The organism is Pseudothauera hydrothermalis (assembly GCF_003345255.1).
GTDB classification, from domain to species: Bacteria; Pseudomonadota; Gammaproteobacteria; order Burkholderiales; family Rhodocyclaceae; genus Pseudothauera; species Pseudothauera hydrothermalis.
Genome location: NZ_CP029331.1, coordinates 2943613 through 2965165, shown reverse-complemented (window position 1 = coordinate 2965165; position 21553 = coordinate 2943613). Strand labels below are relative to the sequence as shown.

Sequence of the window (21553 nt, the reverse complement as noted above, 5' to 3'; positions counted from 1 at the left end):
CATGAACGCCGACACGAGTGCCGACAACGATGGGATTGCACTCAGGGTGCATGGCTGGGGGGCGGCTGCGGCGTTTGAGCCGGTGCGCCGTGGGCCCCGTCTTCGCCCGGGTTCATCATCTCCAGCACGGTGGGCGAGGTGCGCAGCATGGGCATGAAATGTGCGGCCTCTTCGACGATCTCGTCGGCGGCGCGGCGCGACTGCAGCCAGGCAAAGGCGGCCGCGGGGGCGAACATCAAGGCAAAAAACACCGGTAGCGCAGCCGCGCCGCTGATACCCATCAGCGCCCCGGCCAGTGCCGGACCGATGGCCGCGCCCACACCGTGCAACAGCAGCAGGGCGGCATTGCCCGGCAGAATGTCCTGCTGCTGGAGATGGTCGATCAGGTGGGCGACCACCACCGGGTACACCGCGAAGGCGGCAGCGCCGAATACCACGCAACCGACCAGCACCCACTTGTCGAAGTTGCCCAGCAGCGCGATCAGCACACCGCTTGCGGCCGCCAGACCGGCGATCAGCGCCAGCGCGCGGCGTCGGTCCAGGGTGTCGGACAGGCGGCCCATCGGCCACTGTCCCAGGGCGCCAGCGACGATGGTGAGGCTGATGAACAGAGCAATGTCGCGCTCGGCCAGGCCGATGCGTCCGGCGTAGACCGCCCCCAACGCCCAGAAGGCGCCCATTGCCAAGCCCGAAGCCAACGCGCCGACCACCGCCGCCGGTGCGGCGGCCCACAGGCGCGACAGCGGCATCCGCGGCGCATCGGTGACCGCTGGCGGCGGCAGGCGGGTGGCGACTACCGGCATCAACGCGAGCATGACCAAGATCGCCGCCACGGCGAACAGCGTGAAGCTCACCGGCGAGCCCAGGTTGAGAAACTGCTGCGCGCCGGCCAGCGCAAACAGGTTGACCGCCATGTAGACCGAGAAGATCTGTCCGCGATGCGCAGCCGGAGCCTGACTGTTGAGCCAGCTCTCGATCACCGTGTAAAAGCCCACCAGCGCAATGCCGGTGACCATGCGCAACAGCATCCAGAACAGATCATGGGTGTAGAGCGCATGCAGCAGTACGCAGACCGCGGTGGCGGCAGCGAAGAAGGCGAAGGCACGAATGTGGCCCATGCGGCGGATCAACCCGGGCGCCACCAGCGTGCCGGCGAAGAAGCCGACGAAGTAGGCGGAGCCGATCAGCCCCAGGGTTTGGTCGCTCATGCCGCCCAGGCTGCCGCGTAGCGCAAGCAGCGTGTTCAGTAGTCCAGTGCCCAGCAGCATCAGGGCGATACCGGTCAGCAGGGCGCCGATCGGCAGCAACAAGGCGAGCATGGATGGACGGACTCCTTTGGCGGTCGTGCGGGCACGGGCAGCGCTTGGCCGGTACGGGCGTATGTTGCTTTGCGGCAGCGTAATTTGCCCATGTGCCGATATATTTGGACCAATATTCTAGCGCGTTCTCTGCCTCGTAGCGAATCGGCGCAGCCCTTGAAGCCGCTCGAGCAGGCCAAAAGAGGTGAGCAGCCGCGGCGGGGTCGGTGTGGTTGCGGTTTGACTTGTTGCGTTGCACAACTTGCTTTTGGTGTGCTGCGGACCTATCTTGTTGGGCTACTAAAACGCCTTAACCAACCTGTGTCCGCTGCCAACCCCAAACTGCGTTCCCTTCCCGATCGCCTGCGCCAGATCGCTTTGTTCGAGCTCGGCGGCCTGCTGCTGATCACCCCGCCCTTTGCCTGGGCCAGTGGGGTTTCGTTGGCCGACTCGGCCGGGTTGTTGGCGGTCATTGCATTGATTGCCGCGTTGTGGAACGCCAGCTACAACACCGCTTTCGATTGGATCGAGGGCCGGCTCACCGGTCGCAGCGCAGATCGCCGCCCGTTGCGCCTGCGCGTGCTGCATGCCTTTGGCTTCGAGGGCGGCCTTTTGCTGATGAGCCTGCCGGTCATCATGGCCTGGACCGGTATGGGCTGGCTCGAGGCCCTGTTCGCCGACATCGGCCTGGCGGCCGCTTATGTCGCCTATGCCTTCGTCTTCAACCTGACTTACGACCGGATTTTTCCGATTGCTGCGGAACTGTGCGATGCCGCCCAGCGGGCCGACTGACCCGGCGTCTGCGATGCCGGTGGTGCGTCGCGATGTGGCGCTGGATGCGCTCAACACCTTTCGCCTGCCGGCCCGGGCGGCGCAGCTCGTAGTCATCGACACGCTTTCCGGCCTGCAGGCCCTGCTGCAAAACGAGTGCTGGCAAGCGGCACCGCGTCGTCTGGTGCTGGGCGGCGGCAGCAATCTGGTCTTTACCGGGGATTTTTCCGGCTTGGTGGTCAAGGTCGGGCTGCGCGGCCGCCAACTGGTGGGCGAGGATGAGCAATGCTGGCGGGTGGCGGCCGCGGCCGGGGAGAATTGGCACGACTTTGTGCGCTGGACGCTTGCCCAGGGTTGGCCGGGGCTGGAAAACCTGTCGCTGATTCCGGGCACCGTGGGTGCGGCGCCGGTACAGAACATCGGCGCCTATGGGTTGGAGGTGGCCGAGCGCATCGACTCGCTCACCGTGGTCGATTTGCAAGACGGCAGGTTGCATCGCCTGTTGCCGGCCGATTGTGCCTTTGGCTACCGCGATAGCCTGTTCAAACGCCAACCGGGCCGTTGGCTGATCGCCTCGGTGTGTTTCCGGCTACCCCGGTCCTGGCAGCCGCGCCTGGATTACGCGGAACTGGCGCGCGAGGTGCAGGCCGTGGCGGGCATGGCGCCGACGGCGCTGCAGGTGTCGGAGGCGGTCATCCGTATCCGTCGCCGCAAGCTGCCAGACCCGGCCGAAATCGGTAACGCCGGCAGTTTTTTCAAAAACCCGGTGGTCGATGCGGCGGCCTTCGCCCGCTTGGCAGCGCGCTGGCCCGGCTTGCCGCATTATCCCCAGCCGGACGGCAGGGTTAAGCTCGCCGCTGGCTGGCTGATCGAACAGTGCGGCTGGAAAGGGCGTAACCTGGGCCCGGTTGGTTGCTTCGAGCGTCAGGCGCTGGTGCTGGTCAATCGCGGCGGTGCCACCGGTCAAGACGTGGTGCGCGCGGCCAACCTCATCCGCGCCGAGGTGCGGGCGCGCTTTGGCATTGAGCTCGAAGCGGAAGCGGTTTTCGTCTGAGTGCCGCGCCGGCAGATGGCATTTTCATGACGTATGCGGTGGTTGGCGCGTAAGCCGCCCACTGCGCGTTCATGATGTTAAGATTTGCTCCCTGTGTCAGGAGCCGCCAATCTGGCGGTTTTGCCGGACGAATTTTTGCGGGAGCATTCGATGCGCATCAGCCAGTCGCGGATAGGGTCTTTCGTGGTGCGGTTTTTGACCGGGTGTAGCTTGATCTGTGCCGCCGCGTCGGCCGCAGCCGAAAACGCCGCGGAACTGCTGGCGCGAGCCGCCCAGGACACCGCCTTGCACCAGACATTGGTTGCCGAAGGGCGCAAGGCCGCCTTTTTTTGTGCCAACTGTCATGGGGAAGCGGGCATCAGTAAATTCTCCAATGTGCCCAACCTGGCCGGTCAGCATCCGGCCTACCTGCTGCGTCAGATCGAGGCATTTTTGTCGGGGGCGCGCAAAGACGAGTTCATGCAGGGCTTGATGAAGGTGCTCAATGAGCGCGAGAAAGCCTCGATCGTGCTGATGTATGCCTCCCGGCCGGTGCCGCCGCTGCACCCGCCCGGGCCGCTCGCAGCCGACGGCGCCCGCCTGTACCAGCAGCATTGCGCGCGCTGCCATCTGGTCGATGCGCACGGATCGAAGGATTTTCCGCGCCTGGCCGGGCAACAAACCGACTACCTGAAGATCAGTTTGCGGCGCTATCTCACCCAATCCGGCGAGCGTTTCTATGCGCCGATGACCGCGGCGGTCACGCAACTGGGCGAGCGCAATATCGACGCGGTGGTGGATTACCTCAGCAGCCGTCCCTGAGCGCAGACAGGGCGGTTGCGGTAGACTCACGGGTCCGCCGTGTCTTTGTTCTGCGTTCATGACCGATATCGTTCGCCGCGGCATCACCGCCCGCTACGCCGATTCCGTGACCCATGCCGGGGTGGTTTACTTGGTCGAAGTGCCTGCCAGCGAGGGCACTGACATCCGCACCCAGACGCGGGAAACGCTGGCCAGCATCGAACGCCAGTTGTTGGCTGCCGGCAGTGACACCACGCGCATTCTGATGGCCACCATCTACCTGGCGGACATGGCCGACTACGACGGCATGAACGAAGTCTGGGACGCCTGGCTGCCCGCTGGCAGCGCACCTGCGCGCGCCTGTGTGCGGGTGGCCGGCTTGGCGCGTCCGGGTTGGCGGGTCGAAATTGCGCTGACCGCAGCGCTTTCGAACGTACGCTGAGCGAACGCCGGGGAGGGGTGGCGGTCTATCCGACCGAAGGCATCCAGGATGCCCATGAAGTTCATAAGGTCTTGATTTTTTGATGCATGTTGCGCTGCGGTCCGCTAGAATCGAGCGCTTTGCTGCAGCAGCTTGCCCGGTGCGCCCATGACCCAACGCCTGCGAGAGATTCCCTACAACTACACCTCGTTCTCCGATCGTGAGATCGTCATTCGTCTGCTTGGCGCCGAGGCCTGGCAAGTGTTGGACGCGCTGCGTGCCGAACGGGTCACCGGCCGTTCCGCGCGCATGCTCTACGAGGTGCTGGGCGACATCTGGGTGGTGCGCCGCAACCCCTATCTGGAAGACGACCTGCTCGCCAACCGCGAGCGCCGCGAAGCTCTGATCGGCGCGCTCGGCCATCGGCTCAACGAGGTGGACAAGCGCCGCCAGGGCAATGAGCGGGTCACCTTTCTTTTGGCGCGCGCACGCGCCGCGGTAGCCGACTTCGAACGTTGGTTTGCCGATACCGCACGCCGTCGCAAGGCGGTGCATAAGGCGCTCGCCCGCCATACCCGGCGCGACAACATTTGTTTTGACGGCCATGCGCGGGTCAGCCATGTCACCGACGCCACCGACTGGCGGGTGGAATACCCGTTCGTGGTGCTGTATCCGGACACCGAAGAAGAGGTGGCGCCCTTGGTGCGCGCCTGTATCGAACTGGGGCTCACCATCATTCCGCGCGGCGGCGGCACCGGCTACACCGGCGGTGCGGTACCCTTGGATGCCAACTCGGCGGTGATCAACACCGAAAAGCTGATCGCGATCGGGCCGGTAGAGGAAATCGTGTTGCCCGGTCTGAACGGGCCGATGGACAAACCCTATGCCACCATCCGCACCGGCGCCGGCGTGGTGACCGAGCGTGTGGCCGAAGCGGCCGCAGCCGCCGGCCGGGTGTTTGCGGTCGATCCCACCTCGGCCTCGGCCTCGTGCATCGGCGGCAACATCGCCATGAACGCGGGTGGCAAAAAAGCGGTGTTGTGGGGGACTGCGCTGGACAATTTGGCGTGGTGGAAAATGGTCACGCCCGACGGCAACTGGCTGGAAGTCGAGCGCCTGGACCACAATTTCGGCAAGATTCACGAGCAGGAAACGGTACGTTTCCGCTTGCGTCGCTTTGACGGGCTGACTTATGCGCCCTTGGGCGAGGAGATTCTCGCCATGCCGGGCGCGGCCTGTCGCAAAGTCGGGCTGGGCAAGGATGTGACCGACAAGTTCTTGGGCGGTGTGCCCGGCGTGCAGAAAGAGGGCACCGACGGATTGATCGTCGCCGCGCGTTGGGTGTTGCACAAGATGCCGCCGGTTACCCGCACGGTGTGCCTGGAATTTTTCGGCCAGGTGCGTGAGGCGGTGCCGGCCATCGTGGAGATCACCGATTACTTCAAGCCCGGCGGCGCCGGCCATGCAGCCGGCGTGCAACTGGCCGGGCTGGAGCATCTGGACGAACGTTATGTCAAGGCGGTCGGCTACACCACCAAGGCCAAGCGGCATGGCCGCCCCAAGATGGTGCTGATCGGCGACATCGTTGGTTTCGATGAAGGCGCGGTGATGCGGGCGGCCTCCGAGGTGGTGCGCATGACCAATGTGCGCGGCGCAGAAGGCTTCATCGCGGTCACGCCGGAGCAAAGAAAGCGTTTCTGGCTGGAGCGTTCGCGCACCGCGGCAATCTCCCGTCACACCAACGCCTTCAAGATCAACGAGGACGTGGTCATTCCGTTGCCGCGCATGGGCGAATACTGCGACGGCATCGAACGCATCAACATCGAACTGTCGATTCAGAACAAGCTGGACTTGTGCGATGCCCTGACCGCTTATCTGCAGGGCGAACTGCGGCTGGATGCGGGCGATGCCGAAATCGACGCCGAGGCGTTGATCGACGACCGCCGCCAGGCCGCGCTCGACGACATTGCCGCGGTGCGTCGGCGTTGGCAGTGGCTACTGGACAACCTGGACTTGCCGCTGGCCGAGGCCGAGGCGCAGTTTGCCAAGTTCGGTGTCGAAGCCGGCACGCTCACCAACCGTGCGGCCGCGCCGCGGCTCTTTCACCGTCTGCAGGACTACTCCATCCGGGTGTCGTGGAAGGCCGAGCTGAAAGCCCGTTTGGACAAGATTTTCGACGGTGCGGTGTTTGCCCCGGTGCGCGAGCGCATCGGCGCCATCCACAAGGAGATCCTGCGCGGCCGGGTGTTCGTCGCCCTGCACATGCACGCCGGCGACGGTAATGTGCACACCAACATTCCGGTCAATTCCGATCATTACGAAATGCTCGCCACCGCCAACCGTGCTGTCGACCGCATCATGGCGCTGGCGCGTTCGCTCGACGGGGTGATTTCCGGCGAGCACGGCATCGGCATCACCAAGCTGGACTACTTGACCGACGAGGAGATGGCCAGTTTTTGGGCCTACAAGCAAAAGGTCGATCCCGAGGGGCGTTTCAACCGCGGCAAGCTGATGAAAGGCGGCAACCTCGACAACGCCTATACCCCCAGCTTCAACCTGATGGGGCACGAATCGCTGATCATGGAGCAGACCGATGTCGGCGAGATCGCCCACGACATCAAGGACTGCCTGCGTTGCGGCAAGTGCAAGCCGGTGTGTTCCACCCATGTGCCGCGCGCCAATCTCCTCTACAGCCCAAGAAACAAAATTCTCAGCACCTCGCTGCTGATCGAAGCCTTTTTGTACGAGGAGCAGACCCGCCGTGGCGTGTCGCTGGCGCATTGGGCCGAATTCGAGGACGTGGCCGACCACTGCACGGTGTGCCACAAATGCGAGAAGCCCTGTCCGGTGGACATCGACTTTGGCGATGTGTCGATCAAGATGCGCAACCTGCTGCGCAAACAAGGCAAGCGCTCGTTCAACCCCGGCAAAGCCGCGGCGATGGCCTTCCTTACCGTCAAGGATCCGGCCACCATCAAACTGATCCGCACCGGCATGATCGAGTGGGGCTACAAGGCGCAGCGCTTTGCTCATGAGCTGGGCAAAAAGCTCGGTCTGGTGCAGGCACAGGTCAAATCGCCGCCGGCCACGCTGGGCAAAGCGCCGGTCAAAGCGCAAGTGATCCATTTCATCAACAAGCCGATGCCGGGCAATTTGCCCAAAAAGACCAGCCGTGCGTTGCTCGACATCGAAGACGACAAGATCATCCCGGTGATCCGCGATCCGCAGAAAGTCAACGGCGACTCGGAAGCGGTGTTCTACTTCCCCGGCTGCGGCTCGGAGCGCCTGTTCAGCCAGGTCGGACTGGCTACCCAGGCCATGCTCTACCATGTCGGCGCGCAGACCGTGCTGCCGCCGGGCTATCTGTGCTGCGGTTATCCGCAGACCGCCGCGGGTGAGGAGGACAAAGGCCAGAAGATCACCACCGATAACCGGGTGCTGTTCCACCGCGTGGCCAACACGCTGAACTACCTGGACATCAAGACGGTGATCGTGTCCTGCGGCACCTGCATGGATCAGTTGCAAAAGTATGAATTCGACAAAATCTTCCCCGGCTGCCGGTTGCTCGACATCCACGAGTACCTGCTGGAGAAGGGCGTGAAGCTCGATGGCGTGCAAGGTGTGAAGTACATGTATCACGAACCCTGCCACACGCCGATGAAGCAGTACCAGGGTATCAAGGTGGCCAACGAGCTGATGGGCACGCCAGTCGACCTGTCCGATCGCTGCTGCGGCGAATCCGGCACGCTGGCGGTGGCCCGCCCGGACATTTCCACCCAAGTGCGTTTCCGCAAGCAGGAAGAGATCGAAAAGGGCGCGGCCAAACTGCGTGGCCAGGATCCGGGCGCAAAGGTGAAAATTCTCACCTCCTGCCCGTCCTGCCTGCAGGGCATGCACCGCTATGCCAATGACGCTGGCGGCGTGGAGCCGGATTACATCGTGGTCGAGATGGCCCGCCATCTGCTTGGCGAGAACTGGCTGCCTGACTATGTGGCGCGCGCCAACAACGGCGGTATCGAACGGGTGCTGCTGTAGTGGCGGCAAAACCGGCCTGTCGGCCCGGCAAGACCGCCGGGGGACTCAGTCCTCGGCGGGGTCGGGCGGATGCAGGCGCCGCCAGATGGCGGTCAGCGCATCGGCCGCGCCCATCTGCAGCCGGTGAGTCACCACAGCGCTGATTTCGCTGTCGCCGGGGTTGATTTCGACGCTCGGAATGCCTTGCTGCTGTGCCCACCTTACCGGGCCGGCAATGTAGGGAAACACGCTGGTGGTGCCGATCGACACCACCAAATCCAGTCCGGCGCGCAGGACCGCGGCCAGCCGGTCAAGCTGCTGCGGCGGTAGCAGCTCGCCAAACAGCACCACGTCCGGGCGCAGCAGACCGCCGCATGCCGGACAGGCCGGTGGCAGCGAAAGGCCGGAAAAATCCGGCACATCGCGCTCGTGCGGACATTCGGTACAGCGCAAATGATGCACGGTGCCGTGAATTTCGATCAGCTTCCGGGAGCCGGCGGCCCGATGCAGGCCGTCGACGTTCTGGGTCAGTACCCAAACAGACGGCTTTTCCTGTTCCAGCGCGGCAATCAAGCGGTGCGCAGCATTGGGTTGAGCGCCGCGGCAGTTGGCCTCGATTTCGGCAATGTAACGCCAGCAAATGTCCGGCCGGCGGCGCATCATGTCGCCGGATAGCGCCTGTTCGATGCTGAGCCCTTCGGCGGTCAGCCGTTCGTGATACAACCCGCCGATGCCGCGATAAGTCGGCAGACCGGAGTCGGCCGAGATGCCGGCGCCGGTGATGAACAGGATGCGCTGTGCCGCAGCGACCAGGGCCGCGACCGCATCCAGGGTACGCGGGTCGTTCATGCGCGGGCGACCTGCACCAGGCAGTCGTAAAAGCAGGCGCCGCCGCCAAAGTCGGCCACGGCGTCGCTGGTTACCGCATTGACGTTGCAGCCGTCGGGGCTGAGCTTGCGCCACCAGATCGAGGGGCTGACCACCACGCCGGTGCGCGCCCGGTCGGTGACCGTGAGTCGGGCGCGGAACTCGCCACGGTCATTGTAGATGCGCACCGTGCCGCCCTCGCACAAAGCGCGCGCAGCCGCATCGTGCGGATGCATCAGCAGCCGCGGCGCACCTTCTTCGGCCACAAAGCGCGGCAGGTTGGCAAAGCTGCTGTTGAGGAAGTTGCGTGCCGGTGGACTGATCAGCGCCAATGGGTAGTGCGCAGCCCGCGCCGGGTCGACCGGTGCCGATTCGCGCGGCGGGTGCCAGGTCGGCAGCGGGTCCAGCCCGGCGGCGGCCAGCGTCTGTGAGAAGAATTCGCACTTGCCGGACGGTGTTGGAAATTGGCCGGCGGCAAACGGCGCAAAGGGCCGCGGCAGGTTCAGGCGTGCCCAGCCGTGTGCCTCCAGCGCGTCGGACAGACCCAAGGCGCGCGGGTCGCGTGGGCCGAAGGCGGCCGCAGCCACCGCCTGGTCGCTGTCGCGCAGCGCCGGATCGTCAAAACCCAGCCGTTGGGCAAGCAGGCGGAACACCTCGCTGTTGGGTTTGGCTTCGCCCAGCGGGGCGATGGCCGGTGTGTTGCGCAAGGCGTAGAGGTGGCCGTATGCGGTATGCAGGTCGAAGTGTTCCAGTTGAGTGGTGGCCGGCAGCAGGATGTCGGCATAGTCGGCGGTGTCGGTCTGGAACAGCTCATGCACTACGCAGAACAAATCTTCGCGCGCAAAGCCTTGACGAACCCTGTTACCGTCGGGCGCCACCGCGAGCGGGTTGGCGTTATAGACGTAAATGGCGCGGATTGGCGGATCGGATGCTTCCAGCAGATCGCGGCCGATTGTGCTCATGTTGATGGTACGGGGTGGAAAACGCACCGGATCGGGATACAGATCGGGGCGTTCCAGCGCATGCTGGTCGACCGGAAAATTGCCCGAAGTCGACAGCAGCGCACCGCAACCGGGTTGGCGCCAGGCGCCGGTGAGCGCCGGCAGACAGGCGATGTTGCGCACCGCCATGCCCCCGCCGGCGTGGCGGTTGAGGCCGTAATTGAGACGAATCAGGCTGTGGTGCCCGGCCGCCGCGTAGTCGCGGGCGAGCTGGCGGATGGCTTGCGCCGGCAGCCCGGTGAGCGTTGCGGCCCACTCCGGGGTGTACTCGCGCACGCGTTCACGCAGCTCGGCGAAGCCGGTGGTGTGGCGGGCGACGTAGTCGTGGTCGAGGCGGTCTTCGGCGATCAGCACCTGCATCATCGCCAGCGCCAAGGCGCCATCGCTGCCAGGCAGCGGGGCCAGATGCAGATCGCACTTGTCGGCGGTTTGGCTGCGCCAGGGGTCGATGCACACCAGGCGGGCGCCGCGCCGTTTCGCCTCCTGTAAGTGGTGCCAGCCGTGCACATTGGACACCACCGGGTTGGCGCCCCAGATCAGGATCAGCCGGGCGCAGGCCACCGCCTCCGGATCGGCGCCGATCGACGCGCCTATGGTCGCCTTCCAACCGTAGGCGCCGGCCGAGGCGCAGATCGTGCGATCGAGCCGTGAAGCCCCGAGGCGGTGGAAAAAACGCCGATCCATGCTCGCGCTGTGCACCAGCCCCATGGTCCCGGCGTAGGAATAGGGCAGGATGGCGCGCGGGTCTTCGGCGGCGATGGCGCTAAAGCGCTGCGCGATGGTGTCGAGCGCCTCGTCCCAGGAAATGCGGGTAAAACGCCCTTCGCCCTTGGCGCCGATGCGCTTCATCGGATGCAGCAGGCGCTGTTCGGAATACACCCGCTCAAGATAATGCGCGACCTTGGTGCACAGGGCACCGTGGGTAAAAGGCATATCGGCCGCCCCACGCAGCTTGACCGCGCGCCCGTCAGCCACGGTGACTTCCATGGCGCAGGTGTCCGGACAGTCATGCGGACAGGCGGCACGGACGGTGGTGGAGGTGGCTGCGCACATCAGTTTTGCGCCGGTGCGCTGCGGGTGAGTTCCAGATAACGCCGGCGGTCTTCGTCGAAGCGATTGCGCAGGGTTTCGAGTTCGCGCATTTTGGCTTGGAGCACCACCTGCTGCGCGGCGATTTCCGCTTCGATGGTGCGCAGATCGCCGACCAGTTCCGGCGGCGGTTCGCGGTCGCGGTAGAACGCCCGCTCTTCGGTGAGCTTTTGCCGGCGCGCTTCGAGTTCGCTGAGCCGACGGCGCTGCTCCTGCACGTTCTTGTCGGCCGCGGCCAGATTGCGGTCGCGCTGTGCGTCCAGATCGTTCAGGCTGGCGTAGGTTTCGAGCAAGGCTTCGTCGAGCCGGCGCTGCTGCAAGGCGCGGGCTTCTTCCGCCTTACGCTGTCGCTCGGCCGCTTCCCGGCGGGCAATTTCTTCTGGCGTCAGCGGCGCGGCCACATGTCGGCGCACAGTGCCCTGCGGGCTGAGTTCGCGATACGCCTTGCCAAAGCATGCGCTGGGTAGCGTATCGCCACATACCGGTCGGCCGCTGGCGTCTTCGCAGCAGAAAATGCTGCGTCCGCCTTGCGCCGCCACGGTGAGCGGCCAGGCCAGTAAGACAATGAGGAACAGTTCAGCGCGATGCAGCCGTGCCATAGCGTTCACGATAGGCCATCACCGCCTCCAGGTTGGCGGCCAGTTGCGGACTGTCGGCAAGGTAAGCGATCAGGTCCTCCAAGGTGGCGACCGCGATGACCGGAATGCCGTATTGTTGGCGCACCTCTTGCACCGCCGATAGCGACCCGCTGCCCCGTTCCATGCGATCGAGCGCAATGACTACGCCGGCCGGTTCGGCACCGGCGGCGTGGATGATGTTTACCGATTCGCGTACCGAGGTGCCCGCGGAGATGACGTCATCCAGAATCAGCACCCGGCCGGCGAGCGGGGCGCCAATCAGCGTGCCGCCTTCGCCATGGTCTTTGGCTTCCTTGCGGTTGAAGGCAAAGGGCAGGCTGCGGCCGCGCTCGGCCAGGCGGATGGCGGTGCCGGCAACCAGTGGAATGCCCTTGTAAGCCGGCCCGAACAGCATATCGCAGGCCAAGCCGGATGCTTCGATGGCGTGCGCATAAAAACCGCACAGTTCGCGGAAGGATGCGCCGTCATCGAACAGTCCGGCGTTGAAAAAATACGGCGACTGGCGCCCGGCCTTGGTGATGAAGCTGCCAAAACGCAGTACGCCCTTGCGGCAGGCGAGCGCGATGAAATCACGGCTAAAATCCACGAGCTTTTTCCAATGCTGAACACGTCCCGGAACTGCCCCCCATGTTACGCATCATCTCCGCCAACCTCAACGGCATCCGCTCGGCCGGCAACAAGGGTTTTTTCGATTGGCTGGTCCGCCAGAATGCCGATTTCGTTTGTGTGCAGGAATTGAAAGCGCATGCGGCGGATCTGAGTGAGGTGATGCGCAATCCGGGGGATCTGGTCGGCTATTTTCACTTTGCCGAAAAGAAAGGCTACAGCGGGGTGGGCCTCTACAGCCGCCATGCACCGGTGCGCGTGGTCGAGGGTTTGGGCCATGCCGACATCGATGCCGAAGGGCGTTATCTTCAGCTTGATTTTCCGGGGTTATCGGTGATTTCCCTCTATCTGCCCTCCGGCTCCAGCTCGGCGGAACGTCAGCAGGCCAAGTTCAGCTTCATGGAGCGCTTCTTCCCGCATCTGGCGGACCTGCGCGCTGCCGGACGCGAGGTGGTGATCTGCGGCGACTGGAACATCGCCCACCAGGAGATCGACCTGAAAAACTGGAAGAGCAATCAGAAAAATTCCGGCTTTCTGCCCGAAGAGCGTGCCTGGCTGGGGCGTGTGCTGAACGACCAGGGCTGGGTGGATGTGTACCGTCGTTTGCACCCGCAGGCCACCGGTGAGAGCTACACCTGGTGGTCCAACCGCGGCCAAGCGTGGGCGAAGAACGTGGGCTGGCGGATCGACTACCAGATTGCCACCCCGGTGCTGGCCGACTGTGCGCGGGCCGCGGCGGTATACAAAGACGCGCGCTTTAGCGATCACGCGCCGCTGACCGTGGACTACGCCTTTACGCTGTAGCAGGCCGGCAGCCAGCGGCCGGCGGGGTCGCCTCAGGGGCGCGGCAGCGCTTCGAGTGCAGGGCGGGCGAACAGATAACCTTGTTGTAAGCGGATCCCAAAACCGAGCAGTATGTCGCGCTCGGCGGCACGTTCGACGCCTTCACCGATCAGCGAAATGCCCAGCCGCTCGGCGGCCAGCGCAATGCCGGCAACGATGGCCTGCTTGGCCGGTGAGCGGTCGATGTCGCGGATCAGCGCCATATCGAGCTTGAGCACATGCGGCTGAAAGGTGGCCAGCAGATTGAGGCCGGCGTAGCCCGCGCCGAAGTCGTCGATCGCGGTGATGAAACCGCGCTTGCGGTAATCGCTGAAAATGCGGATCAGGTGCTGGGTGTCGCTGACTTGCTCGCCTTCGGTGACCTCGAACATCAACCGACTGGAGGGAAAGCCAAAGCGCGAGCAGGCTTCCAGTGTGGCGCGGATGCAGGTTTCGGGGCGGTAGATGGCGTTGGGCAGAAAATTGATGCTCAGCCGGCAGCCGTTGATGCGATCGAGGCCGAGCGCGGCAGCCAGTTCGATGGCCTTGACCCGGCACGCCTGGTCGAAGCGGTAGCGGTTGCCATCATCGACCTGAGCCAGCACGCTGCCGGCGCCCGCGCCATCGACTCCGCGCACCAGCGCTTCATAGGCGAATAGCCGATCGCTTTCCAAATCGACAATCGGCTGGAAGGCCATGGTGAATTCGAAGCCGAGGGCTGCGGGATTGCGGCAGGCGTCGCACCCGACGGCTTCAAAGGGCTGTGGAAACCGTGTATTCATCGCACCTCCGGTGCAGCGCGCATCGTCAATATGTCCGCGCCCCGGCAATTCCCATCGCCGGGCCGCTTCCGGCAGCGCCGGTTTTATAGCACGGGCGGCGGAAAGCCTGCCATCATCAGCATCTCCCGCTGCGTTGTGCCGGCAGCAGGAGGTTGAGCAGCACCGCAACGATGCCGCACAGACTCACGCCCTGCAGCGTGAGACCGTCGAAGTTGAGCGCCAGGCCACCGATGCCGATGACCAGCACCGTAGAGACGATGACCAGATTGCGCGGCTCGTCCAGGTCGGTGCGCGCGCCGATCAGCGTCTTCAGCCCCACGCTGGCCACCGAGCCGAACAGTAGCATCATGATGCCACCCATCACCGGCACCGGAATGGACTGCAAAAAGGCGTTGAATTTGCCGACGAAGGCCAGGGCGATGGCAAAAATCGCCGCCCAAGTCATGATCGCCGGGTTGTAGTTTTTGGTCAGCGTGACCGCGCCGGTGACTTCCGAATACGTGGTGATCGGTGGCCCGCCGATCAGGCCGGCGAACAGCACGCCCAGGCCGTCGCCGGCCAAGGTGCGATGCAGGCCGGGCTGATCGGTATAGTCTTTGCCGGTCACTCCGCCAATGGCCACCACATCGCCAACATGCTCGATGGCAGGCGCCAGCGCCACCGGCAGCATGAACAGAATGGCCGCCCATTCAAAGCTCGGCGCCACAAAGTCGGGCACGGCAAACCAGGGTGCTGCATGGACTTTGGAAAAATCCACCAGACCGAAGGCGGCTGCTGCCACGTAGCCGGCCGCCACGCCTGCCAAAATCGGTACCAGCCGCAGAAAGCCGCGCGCGAACACCGCCACCGCCACCGTGGTGCCAAAGGCGACTGTGGCCACCGCCAGCGCGCTGGGGTACGGCACCAGTTCCGCCGCGCCGTCGCCGGTGCGCCCCATCGCCATGTTCACCGCTACCGCGGCCAGCGACAGGCCGATGATCATGATGATAGGGCCGATCACCACCGGCGGCATGAAACGGTGCACGATCTGTGCACCGTGCTTCCACACCAGGCCGGAGAACACGAAATACACCAGGCTCACGCAGGCCAGCGCGCCCATCGTGGCCGACAGCCCCCAGGTCTGCATGCTGTACACGATGGGGGCGATGAAAGCGAAGCTGGAACCCAGAAAGATCGGGACCTGGCGGCCGGTTGCCAGTTGGAACAACAAAGTGCCGACACCGGCGCCCAGCAGGGCCATGCTGGGATTCAGACCGGTCAGTAGCGGTACCAGTACCAGCGCGCCGAAGGCCACGAAAAGGATCTGGCCGCCGGCGACCGCCTGCCGCCAGAGCGGCTCGGCGGCCTGGATCGGAATTTCTCGCATGCGTGTTCTCCGTTCGCCCGCGCGGGCGATCATCTGTTTTTGTAGGCAGCGTGTGCTGCAGGCGGGATGCGGGTGTTGCGGTCGGTCAGTTGTGCTTGGTGCCGAAGATTTTGTCGCCGGCATCGCCCAGGCCGGGGATGATGTAGCCCTGTTCATTCAGGTGGCTGTCTATGCTGGCGGTGTAGATGTCGACGTCCGGATGGCGCTCGGCCATCAGCGCGATGCCCTCGGGGGCCGCCACCAGCACCAGGGCGCGGATTTGTGTGCAGCCTTTGCGCTTGAGCATGTCGCAGGTGGCCGCCAGCGACCCCCCGGTGGCCAGCATGGGGTCGATGATCAGCGCCATGCGCTCGCCCAGGTGGCCGACGAACTTCTCGAAGTAAGGCGCCGGCTGCAAGGTTTCCTCGTCGCGCGAAATCCCCACCACGCTCACCTTGGCGCTCGGGATCATGTCCAGCACGCCATCGAGCATGCCCAGGCCGGCGCGCAGGATGGGCACCACGGTGACCTTCTTGCCCTTGATCTGCTCCACCTCCACCGGCCCTGCCCACCCGGTGAGGGTGACCTTCTCCAGCGGAAAATCCTTGCACGCCTCGTAGGCCAGCAGGCGGGCCAGTTCGGCGGTGAGTTCGCGAAACTTCTTGGTGCTGATGTCCGCTTCACGCATCAGGCCGATTTTGTGACGGACAAGGGGGTGGGAGATTTGCAGAATGGGCATGGAAGCGGATCGTGCGGGTTGATGAACGGGCGACAGTGTACTACTGCAGCATGGTGCGCGGCCCGCTCCAGAGGCGGGCTAGAATTCCGCGCTCTCGATAACCACGGTGGAAAAAGGGGAGGCCATGGCCGTTGATCTGAATGAAATCATCCGTGCCCGCGACGAGGCCGATTGCCTGGCCGATGCGGCGGCGGTGGAGGTGGCGCTGGACCGCATGGCGGGGGAGATCAGCGCGCGGCTGGCGCGCAGCAATCCGCTGATCTACACGGTCATGAACGGCGGGCTGATTTTCGCCGGCCGTCTGTTGCCGCGCCTGCCTTTTGCGCTGGAAACCGCCTACCTGCATGCCACCCGTTACGGCTTGGCCACTCAGGGCACGCTACTGGACTGGCGGGTGCGGCCCACCCAGGATTTGCGCAACCGCAGTGTGCTGGTGCTGGACGATATCCTGGACGAAGGTCACACCCTGGCGGCGATCATCGAGCACCTGCGTGCAGAAGGCGCGCGCGAGGTGCTGTCTGCGGTGCTGGTGCACAAGCTGCACGATCGCAAAGCCTATCCGGGCATGCGGGCGGATTTCACCGGGTTGGAGATGCCCGACCGCTTCCTGTTCGGCTGTGGCATGGATTACCAGGGGTACTGGCGCAACGCACCGGGTATTTACGCGGTCAAAGGGCTGTGAATACGCCTGGAGTGTGACATGCTGATCGTATTCAAATCCGATGCTGCGGCCGATGTGATCATGTTCGGCGACGTGGCCAAAAAGCTGATTGCCGCCATCGGCAAGGACCCGGAAGCGCCCAAGGGAATCATTACCGTGGCGCAGTTGCCGGAAGCGGCCGCCCGCTTGCGGGTATTGATCGAAGAAGAGAAAGCGCGTGCCGCAGCCCAGCCCGAAGAAGATGAGGCGCAGGCGCGTGCGGACGGCCGCACCGGCATCGGCGCGCCGGTGAATTTTGCGCAGCGCGCCTGGCCGTTGCTGGAAATGCTGGAGTATTCGATCAAGGAGGCGGTGCCGGTGGTCTGGGGGGTGTGAGGGCCTTGCGGCGGGTCGACAGGGGTCATTCGGCATCCGGCTGGTTGGCCGGCGCCGCCCGCCGGAAGGCTTCCAGCGCCTCGCAGGCGTCGACGATGCGCATCACCGTGGGGATGTGGGCGGTGTTGCAGTTGAAGCGGCGCGCATTGAACACCTGTGGCACCAGGCAGACGTCGGCCAGCGTCGGTGTGTCGCCCACGCAAAAGCGCCCGCTGCGCGGCGGCTGCTGCAACATCGCTTCCACCGCGGCAAGCCCGCTCTCCACCCAGTGGCGGTACCAGGTGTTTTTCTGTTCGTCCGTCACGCCCAGCTCACGGCTCAGGTATTGCAGCACGCGCAGGTTGTTGATCGGATGGATGTCGCAGGCGATGGCCTGGGCCAGCGCGCGGATGCGCGCCCGGTTCAAAGCGTCGCCGGGCAAAAGCGCAGGCGCAGGATAGGTCTCGTCCAGGTATTCGATGATCGCCAGCGACTGGGTGAGCACCTGGCCGCGGTCTTCCAGCGCGGGCACCAGTCCGGCCGGGTTCAAGGCCAAGTAGTCCGGCTGCCGGTGCTCGCCGCCGTTGCGCACCAAGTGCACCGGCACCGCCTCATAGGGCAGGCCCTTGAGGTGGAGCGCAATGCGCACCCGGTAGGCGGCCGAAGAGCGGAAGTAGGTATAGAGCTTCATGGCATCGGTTCAGCGCGCCAGCGGCGCCACCTTTTGTTCGATGGCGCCGAAGATGCTTTGCCCACGCTCGTCGTGCATCTCGATCTTGACCCGGTCGCCAAAGCGCATGAAAGGGGTGAGCGGCTTGCCGCCTTCGATGGTCTCGTACATGCGTAGCTCGGCCAGGCAGCAATAGCCCACCCCGCCGTTGGCAATGCTGGAGCCGTGCAGCCCACCCTGTTTGTTGGACACCGTGCCCGAGCCGATGATGGAGCCGGCTTCCAGCTCACGGGTTTTGGCGGCATGGGCGATCAGTTGCGGGAAGGAAAACGTCATATCCACCCCGGCGTTCGGTTTGCCGAAAGGTTGCCCGTTGAGTTCGACCTCCAGCGGACGGTGCACTTTGCCGTCGCGCCAGGCTACACCCAGTTCGTCCGGGGTGACCGCCACCGGGCTGAAGGCCGAGGCCGGCTTGGACTGGAAAAAGCCGAAGCCCTTGGCCAATTCGGCCGGGATCAGGTTGCGCAAAGAGACGTCATTGACCAGCATCAGCAGGCGGATGGCGCCGGCGCATTGCTCCGGGCTGGCGCCCATGGGCACATCGCCGGTGATGACCGCGACTTCGGCCTCGAAGTCGATGCCCCAGTCCTCGCTGGCGACAAGGATGTCGTCGCGCGGGCCGACGAAGCTGTCCGAGCCGCCCTGGTACATCAGCGGGTCGGTGTGAAACTCCGGCGGCAGCTCGGCGCCGCGCGCGCGGCGCACCAGCTCCACATGGTTGATGTAAGCCGATCCGTCCGCCCACTGGTAGGCCCGCGGCAGCGGCGAATGGCACATTGCCGCCTCGAAGGGCATGGCGTGGCGGGCGTGGCCGCCGTTGAGCATGTCGTAGACCAGCTCCAGCTGCGGGGCGATCTCGTCCCAGTCATCCAGCGCGGCCTGCAGCGTGCGCGCAATGCCGCCCACGGTCTGGCAGCGGGTCAGGTCGCGGTTGACCACGACCAGCGTGCCGTCGCGTCCGCCGTGCTTGAGGGTGGCAAGTTTCAATTGAACATCTCCTTGTAGCGGCCGTCATGCATCCAGGCGGCGTGCCGGGGGGCTTTCTTGGTCCGGGACCATTCGTCCAGCATCTCCCACTTGACCTTGTCGAGCGCTTCCAGCATGCCCGGGCGCAAGGTGTTGGCGGCCAGTTCCAGACGATGACCGTTGGGATCATAAAAGTAAATGGACTGGAACAGCGCGTGATCGGTGGGTCCGACCACCTCGATACCGGCGGCTTCCAGACGGGCTTTGGTGGCTAGCAGCACCTCGACCGATTCGACTTCCAGCGCCAGGTGCTGGGTCCAGGCCGGGGTGTTGGGGTCGCGGCCCATCGGCGCACGGGTGGGGAGTTCAAAAAAAGCCAGGATGTTGCCGCCGCCGGCATCGAGAAAGATGTGCATGTAGGGGTCCGGCTCGCCGGTCGACGGCACCGCGTCTTCGGCGATGGACAGCACCAGCTTCATGTCCAGATGCTTTTCGTACCAGCGCGCGGTCTCCAGCGCGTCTTTGCAGCGGTAGGCAACATGGTGAATCTTTTTGATCAGCATGGGGAAACCTCCAGTCAGGCGGAGTGCGCCCGCAGCAAGGGGCGGGCGCGGTCGATCAGACGCCCTCGCGGGCGATCTGCATGGCTTCGCGTAGCACCGCGATGTCGCCGATGTGGTTGGCCAGCAGCAGAATCAGGCGGGCGTTGACCTGCGCGCTTTGGGCGTCGGTGAGATCGCGGTGGGTGTCGATCAAAAGTTCGTAGAAGTCGTCGCCGGGGCTGAAGCTGCGGAAGTATTGGCGGCCTGGCTCGAAGAAGTTGGGTTGGGTGTTCAGTGCCATGGTGACAGGCTCCTTTACGCGTTGCAGGTGGCACGGGCGAGCGCTGCGCGCACTGCGGCAGCATCCAGCCTGCGCCAGCGCGCGACGACATGCTGATCGGGGCGGACCAGATAGACCGTGCCCGGCTGCAGATCGTAACGTTCGCGGATGCGGCCTTTGGTGTCGATGACCGTGGCAAGTCCCATCGGCGCACGTCCGCGCTCGGCCACCACCAGGGGTTGGATCGGAATCGGTCCGTCGGCCAGACCGGAAAGCGTGCCGGCGGTGGCGGCCTCCAGCGCGCTGGCGTCATCCAGGTAGTACAGTAGCTGGAAACGGTTGCCGAGCAGCTCAAGCAGCCATTGCTGGCCGTCGGCGGTGCTCACCGGGGCGTCGTCCATCGGTGCGCCGGGCACCATGTGGCCGGCAAAGGTGTCGGTATCCGGGGTGTTGAGCGCCGATGCGGTCAAAAAGCTGGGCACCGACAGCCGTCCGGAATTGACCAGCGCGCGGGCAAACGGATAGCGCTCGGCCAGGCTCAGCACCGCGTTACGGAAGGTCTTGCTGACCGCGCTCTTGGGGGTGATGAAATCGGTCGAGCGGGTCGAGTTCATGATGTTTTCGTCGGCCGCAAAAGTGCGTTCGGCCGAATAGGTGTCGAGCAGCGCGGGCGGCGCCTTGCCCTCCATGACCAGTTTGAGCTTCCACACCAGATTGTCGGTGTCTTGAATACCGGAGTTGGCCCCGCGAGCGCCGAAGGGTGAGACCTGGTGCGCTGCATCGCCGACGAACAGCACCCGGCCGTGGCGAAAATCGTTCATGCGGCGACATTGAAAGGTATAGACGCTGACCCATTCGAGCTCGAATTCGCGCTCATCGCCGAGCATCGCTTGGATGCGCGGGATGACCTTTTCCGGCTTCTTTTCTTCTTCCGGGTCCACATCCCAGCCGAGCTGAAAGTCGATACGCCAAACATTGTCGGCCTGTTTGTGCAGCAATACCGACTGGCCGGGGTGAAAGGGCGGATCGAACCAGAACCAGCGCTCGGCCGGGTAGTCGGCCTTCATCACCACATCGGCAATCAGGAAGCGGTCCATGAAAATCTTGCCTTCCACTTCCAGTCCCAGCATGTGGCGGATGGGTGAGCGCGCACCGTCGGCGACGATCAGCCAGTCGCAGCCGAGCGTGTAGGCGCCGTCAGGGGTCTCGACCCGTAGTGTGACTTTGTCATCGCCGGGGGTGACCGCAATCACCTTGTTTTTCCAGCGCAGGTCGATGTTGCCCAGCGCCTGGGCGCGGCGCACCATGTACTCTTCCAAATAGTACTGCTGCAAGTTGATCATGCCCGGGCGGTGGTGGTCCGGTTCCGGGCAGAGGTTGAAGTTGAAGACCTCTTGCTCGCGGAAGAAGGTGCGGCCCACATTCCAGGACACGCCTTTTTCCACCATCTCCTCGCCGCAGCCCAAACGGTCCAGCACCTCCAGCGCACGCTTGGCGTAACACACGCCGCGCGAACCGATGGAGACGGTGTCGTCGTCGTCGAGCAGCAGCACCGGGGTGCCCTGCATGCCTAAATCGATGGCGGCAGCCAGCCCCACCGGGCCGGCGCCCACCACCACCACCGGATAATGCCCCGCACGGGCTTCAGCCACCTCCGGCGGGCGCCGGTAGGCGTACTTGGGATATCGATACGTGCTCAGCACGGTGTCTCCTCCTTGTCGTGTCAGCCCCGGTCGCCTTCTGGCGGGCGTGTGTGCCGGGATGCGTCAATCAACCCTGTTGGGCGGATTCGC

Annotated in this window: 21 protein-coding genes; 8 read left to right on the top strand and 13 right to left on the bottom strand. The window is 64.6% G+C overall.

What is annotated here, in order from left to right; all coding sequences use genetic code 11:
• Positions 1-41: 41 nt before the first annotated feature.
• Positions 42-1319 carry an MFS transporter gene (locus tag DIE29_RS14095; protein WP_102042930.1) on the bottom strand — a complete coding sequence of 426 codons (1278 nt, stop codon included), beginning with the start codon at positions 1317-1319 and terminating at the stop codon, positions 42-44.
• Positions 1320-1619: 300 nt separating this feature from the next.
• Between DIE29_RS14095 and DIE29_RS14090 the strand changes: the two genes are divergently transcribed.
• From DIE29_RS14090 to DIE29_RS14070, 5 genes are all read left to right on the top strand, one after another.
• On the top strand, positions 1620-2090 hold the full coding sequence (locus DIE29_RS14090; protein WP_102042929.1) for a PACE efflux transporter: 471 nt from the start codon (positions 1620-1622) through the stop codon (positions 2088-2090).
• A gap of 13 nt (positions 2091-2103) precedes the next feature.
• Positions 2104-3123, top strand: coding sequence for a UDP-N-acetylmuramate dehydrogenase (gene murB / locus DIE29_RS14085; protein ID WP_102043326.1), 1020 nt, complete (start codon positions 2104-2106; stop codon positions 3121-3123).
• Positions 3124-3273: 150 nt separating this feature from the next.
• A complete protein-coding gene (locus DIE29_RS14080; RefSeq protein WP_102043325.1) occupies positions 3274-3924 on the top strand; it encodes a c-type cytochrome in 651 nt (216 codons plus the stop codon).
• A 58-nt stretch (positions 3925-3982) separates the two neighbouring features.
• Complete coding sequence (locus DIE29_RS14075; RefSeq protein ID WP_102042928.1) at positions 3983-4345, top strand: RidA family protein; 363 nt, start codon at positions 3983-3985, stop codon at positions 4343-4345.
• Between the two features lie 147 nt (positions 4346-4492).
• Positions 4493-8359 carry a DUF3683 domain-containing protein gene (locus tag DIE29_RS14070; protein ID WP_114650185.1) on the top strand — a complete coding sequence of 1289 codons (3867 nt, stop codon included), beginning with the start codon at positions 4493-4495 and terminating at the stop codon, positions 8357-8359.
• Positions 8360-8404: 45 nt separating this feature from the next.
• Here DIE29_RS14070 and DIE29_RS14065 read toward each other — a convergent pair whose 3' ends face one another.
• From DIE29_RS14065 to pyrE, 4 genes are read right to left on the bottom strand one after another with little or no spacing between them, the layout of a single operon-like run.
• Positions 8405-9187 (bottom strand): NAD-dependent deacylase, encoded by a 783-nt coding sequence (locus tag DIE29_RS14065; RefSeq protein ID WP_102042926.1) that lies wholly within the window; start codon positions 9185-9187, stop codon positions 8405-8407.
• Positions 9184-11259, bottom strand: a complete 2076-nt coding sequence (locus DIE29_RS14060; protein WP_114650184.1) for a molybdopterin-containing oxidoreductase family protein — start codon at positions 11257-11259, stop codon at positions 9184-9186. Before DIE29_RS14060 ends, DIE29_RS14065 begins: the two co-directional genes overlap by 4 nt.
• Positions 11259-11894 carry a hypothetical protein gene (locus DIE29_RS14055; RefSeq protein ID WP_114650183.1) on the bottom strand — a complete coding sequence of 212 codons (636 nt, stop codon included), beginning with the start codon at positions 11892-11894 and terminating at the stop codon, positions 11259-11261. Before DIE29_RS14055 ends, DIE29_RS14060 begins: the two co-directional genes overlap by 1 nt.
• Positions 11872-12519: an orotate phosphoribosyltransferase gene (gene pyrE, locus DIE29_RS14050; RefSeq protein ID WP_114650182.1), complete on the bottom strand. Its 648-nt coding sequence runs from the start codon at positions 12517-12519 to the stop codon at positions 11872-11874. Before pyrE ends, DIE29_RS14055 begins: the two co-directional genes overlap by 23 nt.
• Positions 12520-12560: 41 nt before the next feature.
• Between pyrE and DIE29_RS14045 the strand changes: the two genes are divergently transcribed.
• Complete coding sequence (locus DIE29_RS14045) at positions 12561-13343, top strand: exodeoxyribonuclease III (protein WP_102042922.1); 783 nt, start codon at positions 12561-12563, stop codon at positions 13341-13343.
• A 32-nt stretch (positions 13344-13375) separates the two neighbouring features.
• On the opposite strand, the gene DIE29_RS14040 is transcribed toward DIE29_RS14045, so the two are convergent.
• The 3 genes from DIE29_RS14040 to upp all read right to left on the bottom strand — a co-directional run bounded on the left by DIE29_RS14040 (position 13376) and on the right by upp (position 16227).
• Positions 13376-14143: an EAL domain-containing protein gene (locus DIE29_RS14040; protein WP_114650181.1), complete on the bottom strand. Its 768-nt coding sequence runs from the start codon at positions 14141-14143 to the stop codon at positions 13376-13378.
• A gap of 115 nt (positions 14144-14258) precedes the next feature.
• Positions 14259-15509 (bottom strand): uracil-xanthine permease family protein, encoded by a 1251-nt coding sequence (locus tag DIE29_RS14035; protein WP_114650180.1) that lies wholly within the window; start codon positions 15507-15509, stop codon positions 14259-14261.
• Positions 15510-15594: 85 nt separating this feature from the next.
• Positions 15595-16227, bottom strand: a complete 633-nt coding sequence (upp, locus tag DIE29_RS14030) for a uracil phosphoribosyltransferase (protein ID WP_102042920.1) — start codon at positions 16225-16227, stop codon at positions 15595-15597.
• Positions 16228-16351: 124 nt separating this feature from the next.
• On the opposite strand from upp, the gene DIE29_RS14025 reads away from it, so the two are divergent.
• Together DIE29_RS14025 and DIE29_RS14020 are read left to right on the top strand one after the other, a co-directional pair.
• Positions 16352-16909: a hypoxanthine-guanine phosphoribosyltransferase gene (locus tag DIE29_RS14025; RefSeq protein WP_102043324.1), complete on the top strand. Its 558-nt coding sequence runs from the start codon at positions 16352-16354 to the stop codon at positions 16907-16909.
• Positions 16910-16927: 18 nt separating this feature from the next.
• Positions 16928-17263, top strand: coding sequence for a DUF1840 domain-containing protein (locus DIE29_RS14020; protein WP_102042919.1), 336 nt, complete (start codon positions 16928-16930; stop codon positions 17261-17263).
• Positions 17264-17288: 25 nt separating this feature from the next.
• Here DIE29_RS14020 and maiA read toward each other — a convergent pair whose 3' ends face one another.
• Genes maiA through DIE29_RS13995 form a run of 5 tightly spaced genes read right to left on the bottom strand, consistent with a single transcriptional unit; the run spans position 17289 to position 21463 of the window.
• Positions 17289-17933, bottom strand: a complete 645-nt coding sequence (gene maiA, locus DIE29_RS14015; RefSeq protein WP_102042918.1) for a maleylacetoacetate isomerase — start codon at positions 17931-17933, stop codon at positions 17289-17291.
• Positions 17934-17942: 9 nt separating this feature from the next.
• Positions 17943-18959: a fumarylacetoacetate hydrolase family protein gene (locus tag DIE29_RS14010; protein ID WP_102042917.1), complete on the bottom strand. Its 1017-nt coding sequence runs from the start codon at positions 18957-18959 to the stop codon at positions 17943-17945.
• A complete protein-coding gene (locus DIE29_RS14005) occupies positions 18956-19501 on the bottom strand; it encodes a VOC family protein (protein WP_102042916.1) in 546 nt (181 codons plus the stop codon). Before DIE29_RS14005 ends, DIE29_RS14010 begins: the two co-directional genes overlap by 4 nt.
• 55 nt (positions 19502-19556) lie before the next feature.
• The gene (locus DIE29_RS14000) at positions 19557-19781 is read right to left on the bottom strand and encodes a DUF2783 domain-containing protein (RefSeq protein ID WP_102042915.1); all 225 of its coding nucleotides are present in this window, start codon (positions 19779-19781) and stop codon (positions 19557-19559) included.
• A gap of 14 nt (positions 19782-19795) precedes the next feature.
• The gene (locus DIE29_RS13995) at positions 19796-21463 is read right to left on the bottom strand and encodes an FAD-dependent oxidoreductase (RefSeq protein WP_102042914.1); all 1668 of its coding nucleotides are present in this window, start codon (positions 21461-21463) and stop codon (positions 19796-19798) included.
• Positions 21464-21553 lie beyond the last annotated feature (90 nt).

Excerpts from the sequence above, each read along its gene's own strand:
- DIE29_RS14005 (WP_102042916.1), bottom strand. The coding sequence starts at position 19,501 with ATGCTGATCAAAAAGATTCACCATGTTGCCTACCGCTGCAAAGACGCG.
- DIE29_RS14075 (WP_102042928.1), top strand. The coding sequence starts at position 3,983 with ATGACCGATATCGTTCGCCGCGGCATCACCGCCCGCTACGCCGATTCC.
- DIE29_RS14095 (WP_102042930.1), bottom strand. The coding sequence starts at position 1,319 with ATGCTCGCCTTGTTGCTGCCGATCGGCGCCCTGCTGACCGGTATCGCC.
- upp (WP_102042920.1), bottom strand. The coding sequence starts at position 16,227 with ATGCCCATTCTGCAAATCTCCCACCCCCTTGTCCGTCACAAAATCGGC.
- DIE29_RS14070 (WP_114650185.1), top strand. The coding sequence starts at position 4,493 with ATGACCCAACGCCTGCGAGAGATTCCCTACAACTACACCTCGTTCTCC.
- DIE29_RS14065 (WP_102042926.1), bottom strand. The coding sequence starts at position 9,187 with ATGAACGACCCGCGTACCCTGGATGCGGTCGCGGCCCTGGTCGCTGCG.
- DIE29_RS14045 (WP_102042922.1), top strand. The coding sequence starts at position 12,561 with ATGTTACGCATCATCTCCGCCAACCTCAACGGCATCCGCTCGGCCGGC.
- DIE29_RS14080 (WP_102043325.1), top strand. The coding sequence starts at position 3,274 with ATGCGCATCAGCCAGTCGCGGATAGGGTCTTTCGTGGTGCGGTTTTTG.
- DIE29_RS14040 (WP_114650181.1), bottom strand. The coding sequence starts at position 14,143 with ATGAATACACGGTTTCCACAGCCCTTTGAAGCCGTCGGGTGCGACGCC.
- DIE29_RS14025 (WP_102043324.1), top strand. The coding sequence starts at position 16,352 with ATGGCCGTTGATCTGAATGAAATCATCCGTGCCCGCGACGAGGCCGAT.
- DIE29_RS14020 (WP_102042919.1), top strand. The coding sequence starts at position 16,928 with ATGCTGATCGTATTCAAATCCGATGCTGCGGCCGATGTGATCATGTTC.
- maiA (WP_102042918.1), bottom strand. The coding sequence starts at position 17,933 with ATGAAGCTCTATACCTACTTCCGCTCTTCGGCCGCCTACCGGGTGCGC.
- DIE29_RS14000 (WP_102042915.1), bottom strand. The coding sequence starts at position 19,781 with ATGGCACTGAACACCCAACCCAACTTCTTCGAGCCAGGCCGCCAATAC.
- DIE29_RS14055 (WP_114650183.1), bottom strand. The coding sequence starts at position 11,894 with ATGGCACGGCTGCATCGCGCTGAACTGTTCCTCATTGTCTTACTGGCC.
- murB (WP_102043326.1), top strand. The coding sequence starts at position 2,104 with ATGCCGGTGGTGCGTCGCGATGTGGCGCTGGATGCGCTCAACACCTTT.
- DIE29_RS14060 (WP_114650184.1), bottom strand. The coding sequence starts at position 11,259 with ATGTGCGCAGCCACCTCCACCACCGTCCGTGCCGCCTGTCCGCATGAC.
- DIE29_RS14035 (WP_114650180.1), bottom strand. The coding sequence starts at position 15,509 with ATGCGAGAAATTCCGATCCAGGCCGCCGAGCCGCTCTGGCGGCAGGCG.